Raw genomic sequence first — 13,373 nt, forward strand, 5'->3', positions numbered from 1 at the left:
CTTTCGGCTGCGAAGCGGAACTCATGCTCTCAGGGAATCTTCGCGCCAACGATCATCTTTTCGAGAAGTGGCACGGCGGCCCGCACCGCCGTCTCATTGCGGCCGGAGACCGCTAGCCGCACGACGTAGGAGTTGCCGTCCTTGTCGAGATCGGCGTAATGCGCGATCACTTCGATCGGCTGGTCCTTCAGGGACGGATTGTCGTAGCGGTTGATGATGACCTTGGGGTTGACCGAGGGAAGCGTGGCGATCTTTGCATCCTTGCCGGATGTCGTCGCCCAATCCCGATCACTGGCAGCGACCCATTGAACCAATTCGGTCCGGTCCTTGTTGTAGCGCCCTTCGGCATAGATGATGGCTTCTGCGTTACCGAATTTCTTCCCGTTAGGCACGAACATCGATGCGCCGTACTTGAGGCTCGCGGCCTCGTCCCTCATCCACCCATCAGGCGCTTTCACGCGTGGCCTGAATTCCGGACACAATCGTTCTTGCCGATCACAGACATGGATGATCTTGTCGACTTCAGCTCGCGCCGGAAACATAGCGCCATAGGAAACGGTAACGAAAGCCAAGCCGAAGATGAAACGGCGCATCGCAGTTAAGCTCCGTGGAATCAAGCAAGAAACAGAACAACAATCAAAACGGCCACGTTCGAGCAATTCACCTCGGATCCTCCACTCGCTCGATCCGAATGAGCTTCCAGATTGGGAACCCTCAGTCAGTCCATACCTTCCCTAGTGACTCGCCGATCACGCCAAATACGCGCGAGGACTGCTTTAGCATCGCGCCGCATACGGTTAGTTATTGAGTTTCGCCATCGGTTCAATTACTTGGATCGTAAATCCAGACAATTCAGATGCAGGTTCCAGGCGATTACATGGAAAGAGCGCCGCGCATTTCATTCACATCACTCGGTTGCCCCAAGGCCTTGGTGGATTCCGAGCGCATCATCACGCGCCTGCGCGCGGAGGGCTACGAGCTCGCCCGCAAGCATGACGGGGCCGACATCGTCATCGTCAACACCTGCGGCTTCCTCGACAGCGCCAAGCAGGAATCGCTCTCGGCGATCGGCGAGGCCATGGCCGAGAACGGCAAGGTGATCGTGACCGGCTGTATGGGCGCCGAGCCCGAGCAGATCGAGCAGGCCTATCCGGGCGTGCTCTCCATCACCGGCCCGCAGCAGTACGAGAGTGTGCTGGACGCCGTGCACCGCGCGCTGCCGCCGGCGCACAATCCGCATCTCGACCTGGTGCCGCCGCAGGGCATCAAGCTGACGCCGCGCCACTACGCCTATTTGAAGATCTCTGAGGGCTGCAACAACCGCTGCACCTTCTGCATCATTCCGAAGCTGCGCGGCGACCTCGTCTCGCGCCCGGCCGATGACGTGCTGCGCGAGGCCGAGCGCTTGGTCGGCGCCGGCGTCAAGGAGCTCCTGGTGATCTCGCAGGACACCTCGGCCTACGGTGTCGATCTGAAATATGCCGAGAGCCCATGGAAGGACCGCCAGGTCCGCGCCAAGTTCCTCGACCTCGCGCGCGAGCTCGGCGAACTCGGGGCCTGGGTCCGGCTGCAATATGTCTACCCCTACCCGCATGTCGACGAGGTCATCGCACTGATGAGCGAGGGCAAGGTGCTGCCCTATCTCGACATCCCGTTCCAGCATGCGAGCCCCGAAGTGCTGAAGGCGATGAAGCGTCCGGCGGCGCAGGACAAGACGCTGGCGCGGATCAAGCGCTGGCGCGAGGAGTGTCCCGATCTCGCTTTGCGCTCGACCTTCATCGTCGGCTTCCCCGGCGAGACCGATGCCGATTTCGCCTATCTGCTCGACTGGCTCGACGAGGCCGAGATCGACCGCGTCGGCTGCTTCAAATACGAGCCGGTCGCCGGCGCCACCTCGAACGCGATCGAGAACCCCGTACCCGAAGAGGTCAAGCAGGAGCGCTACAACGCGCTGATGGCCCGCCAGCAGAAGATTTCGGCGCGGCGGCTGAAGCGCAAGGTCGGCACGCGCCAGCAGATCATCATCGACGAGGTCGGCCCGACGGTCGCGAAAGGCCGCTCCAAGGCGGATGCGCCGGAGATCGACGGTGCGGTCTATCTCTCCAGCCGCCGCCCCTTGCGTGTCGGCGAGATCGTCACGGCCAAGATCGAGCGCGCCGACGCATACGACCTGCACGGCAGCGTCACGGGGTTCTGACGGAATTCGTGCCCACCAATGCTTCCACAGCGTCATGGCCGGGCTTGTCCCGGTCATCCACGCGTTGACGCCCGGCACGAAGAACGTAGATGCCCGGGACAAGCCCGGGCATGACGGCCTCTTGAGAATATGCGCAAGCAAGCGCAGCCGTTAGCGTCGCTGGAGCTACAGCTCCATCACGCCAGCCATTGCGGCACCCAGCGCTCCGGCCTTGGCGCGCGGGCGAGATCGGCCTTCGCTTCGGTTAGCAGCGCTGGCTCGCCCCCGATGGTCGGGCGCACGTCGTATTCGAAGCTCGGCATGATGCGGCCGTCAGCATAGAGGCCGAATTTCATCGCATACCACAGCCCGAGGTCCGGCTGCGCGCGGCGCATCTCCTCGCGCAGATCGCGCAGCAGGGATTCGATCGAGGCCGCCTCTTCGAAAGGCTGCGGCCCGCGCCTCAGCACGCGCGCCTGATATTGTGCGCCGACGATGGCGATCTCGAAGCGCGTCTGGTCCCACGGCTTCTTGCCCTCGGGCAGATGCGCGGCGAGTCGCCAACCGAGCTCGGCCATCAGGCGGTGATTGGCCCAATATTCCTCGCGCTCCCGCACCCATTCTTCCATGAAGCCCCGAAAGTCTGGCAAATCCGAAGCGTCACTTTCGCAAGGCTCGCCAATCGGCCGCCGTGCGAGCCACTGTGCAAGCTCGACGGTCTGACACCCGACCTCCTCGTCCGGCAGGAGATCACTCCAGGCCTTGTCGAACTGCTGCGACGTCAGTCTTGCAAGCAATCCGTCGAGGCTTGGCGCCAGCAATTCGTAATCGCCTTCCGATCCCAGCCCAACAATCGGAGGATTGTCGCGGTCGAGACCGGCGCCATACCAGCCGCCGACGGCAGAGCCATCCGGCAGCCGCATGAACAGCGAGAACCTGTCGCGCAACGGACTGCCGTCGACGATCGGCGCGGAATCGGAGAACTGGCCTTGCAAGGAGAAGCGGCCGACGCTGCCCCAGGGGCGCCCCTCGAGCCAGGCGGCAAAATCGACCAGCAGCGGCGGCGCGTCGATACCCGGCGGAAACGCGCCGCGAATGCTGTCGAGGTCGATCGGGTACGTCGTATCGGACAAGGCTGAAACTGTCTCTTTGGTCCCGCCACTCTTGGTCTGAGCCGAGTTGCGTCCGGTTCGAACCAAATCGCGTGCTTTGATCACAAACGCGGCAGAGGCGCCATGGTTTCTAGCCGGAGCAGCTCATTGACCGTACGGTGGTGGCACACGCTGGACGCGTGCTGCGGAAGGCGTCCGCTTGACAAGCCCTGCCATTCGGCTGTACGGACGCGCCCCATGATCAACGCCCGGACCCATCAGCGCACCGAAATGCTCCGTCGTCGCTCCCGCGACGATGAGAGGGTGCGCCATGTCCGACGACGCCGCTGAACCACTGAATTCAGCCAGTTTTCGAGAAGGCCGCACTCGCAAGGTGCGGCCTTTCTGCTTCTTGCGCCCCGTTTTCACCCGCCTCCAGAGGAGTTCGACATGACCACCGCCACCCATCCGTATGACGCGCTGATGGACATCACCGCACGGCCCAAGGCCGTGTTCGTCCGCGGCGCCGGCTCTTACCTCTGGGACGACAGCCGCAAGCGCTATCTCGATTTCGTGCAGGGCTGGGCCGTGAACTGCCTCGGCCACTCCCCGCCCGCGATTGCTGACGCGCTTAGCGCGCAAGCCAAGCGGCTGTTGACGCCGAGCCCGGCCTTCTACAACGAGCCGAGCCTCAAGCTGGCGCAGGCACTCGTCGAGAACAGTGCGTTCGACCAGGTGTTCTTTGCCAATTCCGGTGCGGAAGCCAATGAAGGCGCGATCAAGCTCGCGCGGAAATTTGGCAGCCTGCACAGGAACGGCGCGTTCGAGATCATCAGCTTCGAAGGCGGCTTCCACGGACGGACGCTGGCGACGATGTCGGCCTCGGGCAAGAAGGCGTTCGAGCCGCTGTTCGAGCCAAAGGTATCAGGCTTCAAGAAGGCGAAGCTGAACGACATCGCCTCGGTGGAGAAGCTGATCAACGACAACACCGTCGCGGTGATGCTCGAGCCGATCCAGGGTGAATCAGGCGTGTGGCCGGCGAGCGACCAGTTCCTGCAGGAGCTGCGCGCGCTCACCGAGGCGCACGGTCTGTTGCTCATTTTTGACGAGATCCAGACCGGCATGGGCCGGACCGGAAAGCTCTTCCACTACGAGCACACCGGGATCGCACCCGACATCATGACGCTCGGCAAGGGCATCGGCGGTGGCGTGCCGCTCGCCGCCCTGCTCGCGACCGAACGCGCCGCCTGCTTCGCGTATGGCGACCAGGGCGGCACGTTCAACGGCAACCCGATCATGTGCGCGGCGGGACTTGCGGTGCTGGACGAGGTCAAGAAGCCCGACTTCCTGAAGGCGGTCACCGAGACCGGCCTCTTGCTCGAAAGCGAGCTGCAGAAGGTCTCGGCCCGGCACGGCCTCGGCGGCGTGCGGGGACGCGGGCTGCTGCTCGCGCTCGACCTCAAGCTGCCGATCGCACCAAGCATCGTCGCGCAGGCGTTCGAGTCCGGCGTGCTGCTGAACGCGCCGCAGGTCGACACTCTGCGCTTCATGCCGGCACTGAACGTCACGAAGGGGGAGATCGCCGAGATGATTGATTGTCTCGACGGGATTTTGACCAAGGCCGGCGCGGCACGGCGGGTGGCGTAAGTTGCTGCTTCATTCCGGGGCGGCTCGAAGAGCCGAACCCGGAATCTCGAGATTCCGGGTTCGATGCTCCGCATCGCCCCGGAATGACGGGAATGACGGAAGCGCTACGGCTTCAAGATCGACGCGCCCGTGGTCTTGCGGCTTTCGAGATCGATGTGGGCCTTGGCGGCGTCCTTCAGCGCGTAGGCGTGATTGATCGGCACGTGCAGCTTGCCGTTGATGACGGCGGCGAACAGCGTGTCGGCGCCCTCCAGCAGCTCCTTGCGCGTGCCGATATAGTCGTTGAGCTTCGGCCGGGTCGCGAACAGCGAGCCGTGATTGTTGAGCTCGGCGATCGAGAACGGCGGCACGGGGCCGGAGGCATTGCCGAACGAGACGAACATGCCGCGTGGCTTGAGGCAGGACAGCGAGCCCGGGAAGGTCGCCTTGCCGACGCCGTCATAGACGACGTCGCAGCCTTCGTTGCGGCTGATCTGCTTCACGCGCGCAACGAAATCCTCCTCGTTATAGAGGATGACGTGGTCGCAGCCGTTGGCCTCGGCAAGCTCGGCCTTCTCGCGCGAGCCGACGGTGCCGATAACATGCGCGCCGAGCGCCCTCGCCCATTGGCAGGCGAGCAGGCCGATGCCGCCCGCCGCGGCATGGACCAGCACGCGATGATGCGGCTCGACCTTGAAGGTCTTGTGCAGCAGATACCAGACCGTCAGCCCCTTCAGCATCAGCACGGCGCCCTGCTCGTAGGTGATGTGGTCGGGCAGCTTGACCAGCTTCTCCCAGGGGATGTTGCGCTCGCCGGTATAGCCGCCGAGATTGTGGTAATAGGCGACGCGGTCGCCGGGATGAAAATTCGTGACGCCGGGTCCGACCGCGACAACCTCGCCCGAGGCCTCGTTGCCCGCGATGAAGGGCAGCCCCGGCGCCTTGTAGAGGCCGGTGCGGTAATAGACGTCGATGAAGTTGAGGCCGACCGCATGCTGGCGGATGCGCACCTCGCCCGGCCCAGGCGCCGGCACGTCGACGCTCTCATAGACCAGGGTTTCGGGGCCTCCGATCTTGTGCACACGGATGGCTTTGGTCATCGCCTGACCTCCTCTTATCGAAGGCTGAGCGAAAGACATCGCGCCCGCCTTGTCAACTCGACGCCCACGGGAACGGCTAGACCGACGGCTTGCTCGCCTTCTTGCGGTTGCGCCTGGCCAGCACGTTGAAGAATTCCACCGCCGCCGAGAACGCAATTGCGAAATAGATGTAGCCGCGCGGAATGTGGAATTTGAATCCGTCCGCAACCAGCGCGACGCCGATCAGCACCAGGAAAGCCAGCGCCAGCATTTTCGTGGTCGGATGCTCCACGACGAATCGCGACACCGGCCCTGACGAAATGTACATGATCAGGCAGGCGATCACGACGGCCGCGATCATGATCTCGATGTCCTGCGCCATGCCGATTGCAGTGATGATCGAGTCCAGCGAGAACACGATGTCGATGATCACGATCTGCACGATGACCCAGAAGAACGCGCTGCCAGCAGACCTCTCCTCGCCCTCTTCGTCATCGACTTCGACCTCACCGTGAATCTCGTGCGTCGCCTTGGCGATCAGGAACAGGCCGCCGCCGATCAGGATGAGGTCGCGCCAGGAGAAGTCGTAACCTGCAAACGAGAACACCGGCACGGTCAGGCCGATCAGCCAGACCAGGACGCTGAGCAGGACAATGCGGAACACCAGCGCCAGCGCCAGCCCAATCTGGCGGGCGCGGTGCGCCTGTTGCTCCGGAATGCGCGAGACGATCACCGACAGGAAGATGACGTTGTCGATCCCGAGCACGATCTCGAGCGCCGTCAATGTCAGCAGCGCCGCCCAGGCTTCGGGGCTGGTCAACAGGTGCATCACGCCAAGGATCTCGCCAAGAATCTCGCCAGGCGGATCAAGGCGTCGCTGAAGCTGATCCAGAGCGCGATGGCGCAGAGCGCGACGGTCACCCCGGTGCCGACGCGAAAATCCATCTCCAGCGTGTAGAGGCCGAGCACCGCCCAGATCGCGATCAGCGACATCGTCAGCCAGCGCAGCCTCACGACGCGGACCGGATGCAGCACGTGGAACGGCACGAAGGTCAGCACGACGAGCGCGGCCACCAGCAGCGTCGACCACAGCGGCGGCCAGTGCAGCAGGAACAGGTAGAACGCCGCCGCATTCCACAGCGCCGGGAAGCCGCGGAAATGATTGTCGTCGGCCTTCATGCGCAGATCGGCGAAATATAATGCGCTGGTGACGATGATGGCGATGCCGAGCAAGGGAGCTGCGACCGGCAGCAGCAGCCCGCTCGCCACAATCGCATAGGCCGGCACGAAGACATAGGTGACGAAGTCGACCACGAGATCGAGCACGTCACCCGACCAGTTCGGCTGCACGTTCTTGACGTCGAGCCGGCGCGCGATCGGCCCGTCGATCGCGTCGATGATCAGGGCGACGCCAAGCCATTGAAACATCGCCGCCCAGTGTTCGCGCACGGCCTCCAGCATCGCCAAGAGCGCGATCGCCGCGCCGAATGCGGTGAAGATGTGCACCGAGAAGGCCGCGGCGCGGATCGCCGGTCTCGGCTTGAGGGAATCCTGCTGCGTATCCATGGCTTCTGCTATCAGAATGCGACCGGTTTGCACATCCGCCATTGCGGCGCACGACCGCACAATTCGCCATAAAATCAGGCGAAATCAGTGGGCTTGAATTTGCTGCGGGGCGTGTCAAATGTCGTTCCATGACAGACGCATCGACACTCCATGACGCGGCCGTGATCGGCGGCGGGCCGGCGGGCCTCGCGGCGGCCATCGCAGTGGCGCAAGCGGGTGCACGGACCGCACTGGTGGCGCGGCGCGTGCCCTACGCCGACAATCGCACCACCGCGCTGCTCGGTGCCTCCATCGACCTGCTGGAGATGCTCGACGTCTGGTGGCGCTGCAAGGACAAGGCGGCAGCGCTGGAGGTCATGCGTCTCGTCGACGACACCGGCCGGCTGTTCCGCGCGCCGGAGGTGCGCTTCTCCTGTCACGAAATCGGCCTCGATGCGTTCGGCTACAACATCGACAATCGCTCGCTGATGCTGGCGCTGGAAGCGCGCGCGGCTGAGCTGGCCAACCTCGTCCGCTTCGACGACGAGGCCGAAAGCATCGTCATCGAGGCCGACGACGTCGCGGTGCGCACGGCCTCCGGACAGTTTCTCTCGGCGCGCTTGGTGGTCGGTGCCGACGGCCGGCATTCGCTTTGCCGCGAGGCCGCCGGCATCGCCGTAACGCGGCGCGAGCTGAACCAGACAGCGCTGACCTTCAACGTCGGCCATGCCCGGCCGCATCGCAATGTCTCGACCGAGTTCCACACGCCGCACGGGCCTTGCGTGTTCGTGCCCCTGCCCGGCAACCGCTCTAGCGTGGTCTGGGTCTCGGCGCCTGCGGAGGCCGAACGGCTCCGCGGCTTGAGCGACGAGGAGCTGTCGACCGAGATCGAGAAGCAATCGCATTCGATCCTGGGACGCATGACGGTCGAGCCCGGGCGCAACCTGTTCCCGCTCGCGATCGAGCGGCCAAAATCCTTCGGCCGCGACCGCATCGCGCTGGTCGGCGAAGCCGCCCATGTGGTTCCGCCAATCGGCGCCCAGGGCCTCAATCTCGGCCTGCGCGATGCCGCCGACATGGCCCGGCTCGCAGGCGAAGCCATCGTCGCGGGACAGGATCCCGGCGCCGACGCGGTCCTCAAGCGCTACGACCGCGCCCGGCGGCCGGACATTTTGAGCCGCACCTTTGCGATCGACCTCGCCAACCGCTCCCTGCTCAACGACTTCCTGCCGCTCCAGCCGGTCCGCGCCGTCGGCATGCACCTGCTCGGCACCATCGGCCCGCTCCGGCGGTTTGCGATGCGCGAGGGCCTGACGCCGACCTGGCGCAGGTAGCTTCGAAGCGCGTTGGGTTGAACGAATTCACCGCTGGCTCGGTGCAATCTCTCCCGCTTGCAAGCGGGAGAGGGAGCTCACCGTCCCCGCGGCAAGCAATCAAGCCAATCTCTCGCGCTCAAGGAAACGCCACCCGCCCACTTTGGATCGCCCACATCACGCTGGTCAGCGTGACCACCGACGCGAACGTTCCTAGCAGCACCGCCACGGAGGCGGATTCGATCCAGGCATCGTTCTGCCGGGCGATCACGAACACGTTCAGTGCCGGCGGCAGCGAGGCCATCAGCACGGCGGTGGCGGCCCAGGGCTGCGCGAACGGGCCGAATGCCAGCATCAGGGCGAACGCCGTGAGCGGATGGATCAGCAGCTTCACCGCGATCACGCCCGGCACCTCCCACGGCACCCGGTCGAACGGGCGGAGCGCCACGGTCACGCCGAGCACGAACAGCGCGGTCGGCGCGGCCGCGTTTTGCAGGAAGGTGATGGTGCGGTCGAGCGCGACCGGCAGCTCGATATGTAGCGCTGCGACCGCCGCGCCGAAGCAGGCCGACATGATCAGCGGGTTGAGCACGATCTGCTTCAGCACGACGCCGAAGGCGTGGACGATCGAGGGATGATCGCGGTCGGAGAGCTCGATCAAGAGCGGCACGATCGTGAACAGGAAGATGCTGTCGCAGCAGAAGATCAGCGCGGTGGGCGCCGCCGCCTTCGGCCCCAGCACCGCGAGCGCCAGGCCCGGCCCCATATAGCCGATATTGCCGTAGCCGCCGGAGAGCCCAGCGAGCGTCGCTTCGCGCAACGTCAGCCGGCCGAGCAGCTTGCCAACCCCCAGCGCCAGCGTGAACGCCGCAACCGTCGACAGCGTGGTCGCCACCAGGAACGGCGGGTTATTCAATTCCGAAAACGGCGTCTTCGACATGATCGCGAACAGCAGCGCCGGCAGCGACACGTAGAGCAGGAAGAAGTTCATCCAGGCGAGGCCCGATTCCGGGAGGGACTTGACCTTGCCGCAGGCGAAACCAACGAAGATCAAGCCAAAATAAGGCAGCGCCAGATTGAGGATATCGAGCATTGATGAAGTGTTTTCTGAAGTCTTGGGAGCTATCCGCCCCGGAAACGAAGGTTAATTCCAGATGAGGGCACTAGCATCGGCCACAATCCTGGTCTATCGACGGGGGATGATTAAAGCGCGGACCGCGAAATTCCAGATCGGACAGGTCGTTCGCCACCGGATCTTCTCGTTCCGGGGGGTGATCTTCGACATCGATCCGGAATTCAACAACACCGAGGAGTGGTGGCTTTCGATCCCCGAGGAGGTGCGGCCCCACAAGGACCAGCCGTTCTATCATCTGCTCGCGGAGAACGCGGAGTCGGAATACGTCGCCTATGTCTCGGAGCAGAACCTGTTGCCCGACGATTCCGGCGAGCCGGTCCGGCATTCCCAGGTCGCGGAGATCTTCATCAAGGACAAGGCCGGCGGCTATCGCCCGCGCAATCCGTCGCTGAACTGAAATTCGCCGTCAGGAATGAGGCAGCAAAAAAAGGCGCTCGAACCGAGCGCCTTTTTCATGTTTGGGATGTGATTACTTCTGACCAGCCGGAGATGCGCCGGCAGGCGTGCCCTGCTGCTCGAGCTTCTTGCGCTGCTCCTCGGCCTTCTTCTGAAGCTCTTCCTGGAGCTTCTTCTGGGTTTCCTCGAACACCTTCGGATCGGTCGGCGGACCGTCATAGGCCTTCTGGAATTCGCCGGCGAGCGGCAGCGGCAGTGTCAGCGGCGCGCCGTTGGCGTTGATCGCCTGGACAACGAGATTCTGGCCCTTCTTCATGTTGTTGATGAGCTCGGGCGTGGCTTCGTAGTCGGACATGCAGCCGTTCTGGAAGCAGATCACATAGGGCTGCTGCAGCGGCGCGTTGCTGTCCACGATGATGCGGGTGCCGTGAACCAGCTGCATGCCGAGCGGCAGCGTCACGCGCAGGATCTTCTTGGGCTCGCCTTCGGGCTCGATGATCACGGCCGCGATGACCGGCTGACCCGACTCGATGCGGCCGTCCTTGCCGGTGAAGCAGACCTGCTTGGCGTTGGCATCCTGGCCCTTGAGGCAGAACTTGGTCCAGGGGGCGTAGATCAGCTGGATCTGCTGGTCAGCGGGCTGAGCTGCGCCCTGCTGCGCCGGAGCGCCCTGGGCGGGAGCCTGCTGGGCCTGCGGAGACGCTGCGGGCGCCGGAGCCTTGGGGGCAGCCTTCGGAGCGGCCTTCGGAGCCGGGGTTGCCTTGGGCGCGGGCGCGCCAGGCGCCGGTGCGGGAGCTTGGGCCTCGGCGGCAAACGGAACGGCCAACGCCGTCGCCGTCAACAGGGCGAGAAGTCGCCCGCGCGGCCGGACGGACGCGGCCAAGTAACGAAAATTCATTGCGGAAAACCCTTTCTGAACGGGAAGTGCCCGAACCGCTCCGAAGCGCCGAACCTGGCCGCCTTGGGCGCGGCTCTCTCCCCGTCAATTGAGGCGGATAAGTGACGGGCTCGACGCTCTTGCGCGATTGGGTGCCTTCTTAACGTGGCCGACGAAAAGATCAATGCCGACAAGCGTCTTTGACCACATCCCCCGCTGCCCCCAGTGAAATTCCTTGTGATAGGATTCAGGCCCGCCGGTCCTCGAATCACCGCTCGAATCACCGTGTGCCGATGTTCATGTTCCTGCGCCTTCTCGAGGGCTCCGGCGTCCGCCTTTGCGCCCTCGCCCTTGTTGCGGCCACCGGACTTTCGGCAGGCGCCCGGGCCGAGGAGACCCATGCCATTGCCATGCACGGCAAGCCGGCGATGCCCGCCGATTTCACCCACATGCCCTACGCCAATCCTGACGCCCGCAAGGGCGGCCGGCTGACCTGGGGCATTCTCGGAACCTTCGACAGTCTCAATCCCTTCATCGTGAAGGGATTGGCCGTGCAGCCGGTGCGCAACTACGTGGTCGAGAGCCTGCTTGCGCGCGGCCAGGACGAGGCCTTCACGCTCTATGGCCTGCTCGCCAGGTCCGTCGAAACCGACGATGACCGGACCTTCGTCACGTTCCGCCTCGATCCCCGCGCCCGCTTCTCCGACGGCAAGCCGGTACTGGCGGAGGACGTGCTATTCTCCTGGCAATTGCTGCGCGACCACGGTCGCCCCAATCACCGGCAATACTACGCCAAAGTTGCCAAGGCCGAGTCGCCCGATCCCCTCACCGTCCGCTTCGACCTCACCGGCGCCAACGACCGTGAGCTGCCGCTGATCCTCGGCCTGATGCCGATCCTGCCGAAGCACGCGGTCGATGTAGCGACCTTCGAGGAGACAACGCTGACGGCGCCGGTCGGCTCCGGCCCCTATCGCGTGACCGCGGTGAAACCGGGCGCCAGCGTGACGCTCACGCGCAATCCCGATTTTTGGGGCGGCGACCTCGCCATCAATCGCGGCCTCTACAATTTCGACGAGATCAGGCTCGATTATTTTCGCGAGGCCAACGGCCAATTCGAAGCCTTCAAGCGCGGGCTCTACGATTTCCGGGTCGAGAACGAGCCCTTGCGCTGGCACGACGGCTATGATTTTCCGGCCGCACGAAGCGGCGAGGTGATCCGCGACACCATCAAGCCCGGCGTGCCGCAACCTTCCGAATTCCTGGTGTTCAACACCCGACGTCCGATCTTCGCCGACATCCGCGTGCGCAAGGCGCTGACGCTGCTGTTCGATTTCGAGCTGGTCAATCGCAATTACTTCTTCGGGCTCTATTCGCGCGTTGCCGGCTATTTCGCCGGCTCGGAGCTGTCGGCCTATGGGCGCCCTGCGGATGCGCGCGAGCGCGGACTGCTCAAGCCATTCGCCGCGCAGATCCCGCCCGAGATCATGGACGGCAGCTACCGCCTGCCGGTCACCGACGGCGCCGGGCGCGACCGCACCACCCTGCGTGCCGCGCTAGAACTGTTGTCGGAGGCCGGCTACGATCTCGACGGCACCGTGCTGCGCAATCGCGTGACCAAGGCGCCCTTCACCTTCGAGATCATGGTCACGACCCGCGACCAGGAGCGCATTGCGCTCGCGTTCCAGCGCGACCTCAGGCGCGCCGGCATCGAGCCGACCGTGCGCTCGGTCGATCCCGTGCAGTTCGACCAGCGCCGGCTGGCTTACGAGTTCGACATGATCCAGAACCGCTGGGACCAGTCGCTCTCGCCCGGGAACGAGCAGTATTTCTATTGGGGCAGCGCTGCCGCCGACAATCCGGGCACCCGCAACTACATGGGCGCCAGGGATCCAGCCATCGACGCCATGATCGGCGCCCTGCTCGAGGCCCGTGAACATACGGATTTCGTTTCGGCGGTGCGTGCGCTCGACCGCGCCCTGATCGCGGGCTTCTATACAATCCCGCTGTTTAACGTATCGGAGCAATGGATCGCGCGCTGGAATCGGATAGAACGGCCCAAGGCCACCTCGCTCTCAGGCTATTTGCCGGAGACTTGGTGGGCGAAGGGGCAGCCGCAAGCTCATCAAGCAAAGTGA

At 64.3% G+C, this 13,373-nt stretch carries 12 protein-coding genes; 5 read left to right on the forward strand and 7 right to left on the reverse strand.

Annotated features, from left to right (window positions below; all coding sequences use genetic code 11):
* Nucleotides 1-29 precede the first annotated feature (29 nt).
* The gene (locus tag YU9_RS0114160) at nucleotides 30-593 is read right to left on the reverse strand and encodes a hypothetical protein (protein WP_027573434.1); all 564 of its coding nucleotides are present in this window, start codon (nucleotides 591-593) and stop codon (nucleotides 30-32) included.
* Nucleotides 594-877: 284 nt separating this feature from the next.
* On the opposite strand from YU9_RS0114160, the gene rimO reads away from it, so the two are divergent.
* A complete protein-coding gene (rimO, locus tag YU9_RS0114165) occupies nucleotides 878-2,197 on the forward strand; it encodes a 30S ribosomal protein S12 methylthiotransferase RimO (protein ID WP_027573435.1) in 1,320 nt (439 codons plus the stop codon).
* Nucleotides 2,198-2,373: 176 nt separating this feature from the next.
* Here rimO and YU9_RS0114170 read toward each other — a convergent pair whose 3' ends face one another.
* Complete coding sequence (locus YU9_RS0114170) at nucleotides 2,374-3,309, reverse strand: hypothetical protein (protein WP_027573436.1); 936 nt, start codon at nucleotides 3,307-3,309, stop codon at nucleotides 2,374-2,376.
* A gap of 408 nt (nucleotides 3,310-3,717) precedes the next feature.
* Here YU9_RS0114170 and YU9_RS0114175 point away from each other — a divergent pair, with 408 nt between their 5' ends.
* The gene (locus YU9_RS0114175; RefSeq protein ID WP_027573437.1) at nucleotides 3,718-4,914 is read left to right on the forward strand and encodes an acetylornithine transaminase; all 1,197 of its coding nucleotides are present in this window, start codon (nucleotides 3,718-3,720) and stop codon (nucleotides 4,912-4,914) included.
* A gap of 104 nt (nucleotides 4,915-5,018) precedes the next feature.
* On the opposite strand, the gene YU9_RS0114180 is transcribed toward YU9_RS0114175, so the two are convergent.
* From YU9_RS0114180 to pcsA, 3 genes are all read right to left on the reverse strand, one after another.
* The gene (locus YU9_RS0114180; RefSeq protein WP_027573438.1) at nucleotides 5,019-5,993 is read right to left on the reverse strand and encodes a quinone oxidoreductase; all 975 of its coding nucleotides are present in this window, start codon (nucleotides 5,991-5,993) and stop codon (nucleotides 5,019-5,021) included.
* Between the two features lie 76 nt (nucleotides 5,994-6,069).
* Nucleotides 6,070-6,804, reverse strand: a complete 735-nt coding sequence (locus tag YU9_RS0114185) for a TerC family protein (RefSeq protein WP_027573439.1) — start codon at nucleotides 6,802-6,804, stop codon at nucleotides 6,070-6,072.
* Nucleotides 6,801-7,580, reverse strand: coding sequence for a phosphatidylcholine synthase (gene pcsA, locus YU9_RS0114190; RefSeq protein WP_027573440.1), 780 nt, complete (start codon nucleotides 7,578-7,580; stop codon nucleotides 6,801-6,803). Before pcsA ends, YU9_RS0114185 begins: the two co-directional genes overlap by 4 nt.
* Nucleotides 7,581-7,666: 86 nt before the next feature.
* Between pcsA and YU9_RS0114195 the strand changes: the two genes are divergently transcribed.
* Nucleotides 7,667-8,851 (forward strand): UbiH/UbiF family hydroxylase, encoded by a 1,185-nt coding sequence (locus tag YU9_RS0114195; protein WP_027573441.1) that lies wholly within the window; start codon nucleotides 7,667-7,669, stop codon nucleotides 8,849-8,851.
* Nucleotides 8,852-8,969: 118 nt separating this feature from the next.
* On the opposite strand, the gene YU9_RS0114200 is transcribed toward YU9_RS0114195, so the two are convergent.
* A complete protein-coding gene (locus YU9_RS0114200; RefSeq protein ID WP_027573442.1) occupies nucleotides 8,970-9,923 on the reverse strand; it encodes an AEC family transporter in 954 nt (317 codons plus the stop codon).
* Between the two features lie 106 nt (nucleotides 9,924-10,029).
* On the opposite strand from YU9_RS0114200, the gene hspQ reads away from it, so the two are divergent.
* A complete protein-coding gene (gene hspQ, locus YU9_RS0114205) occupies nucleotides 10,030-10,362 on the forward strand; it encodes a heat shock protein HspQ (RefSeq protein ID WP_008564941.1) in 333 nt (110 codons plus the stop codon).
* Nucleotides 10,363-10,434: 72 nt separating this feature from the next.
* Here the strand turns inward: hspQ and YU9_RS0114210 are convergent, their stop codons facing one another.
* Entirely contained in the window at nucleotides 10,435-11,259 is an 825-nt protein-coding gene (locus YU9_RS0114210; RefSeq protein WP_027573443.1) for an invasion associated locus B family protein, read from the reverse strand.
* A gap of 272 nt (nucleotides 11,260-11,531) precedes the next feature.
* On the opposite strand from YU9_RS0114210, the gene YU9_RS0114215 reads away from it, so the two are divergent.
* A complete protein-coding gene (locus YU9_RS0114215; RefSeq protein WP_027573444.1) occupies nucleotides 11,532-13,373 on the forward strand; it encodes an extracellular solute-binding protein in 1,842 nt (613 codons plus the stop codon).

Origin of the sequence: Bradyrhizobium sp. WSM1743 (assembly GCF_000473065.1) — a bacterium.
Taxonomy (GTDB): Bacteria; Pseudomonadota; Alphaproteobacteria; order Rhizobiales; family Xanthobacteraceae; genus Bradyrhizobium.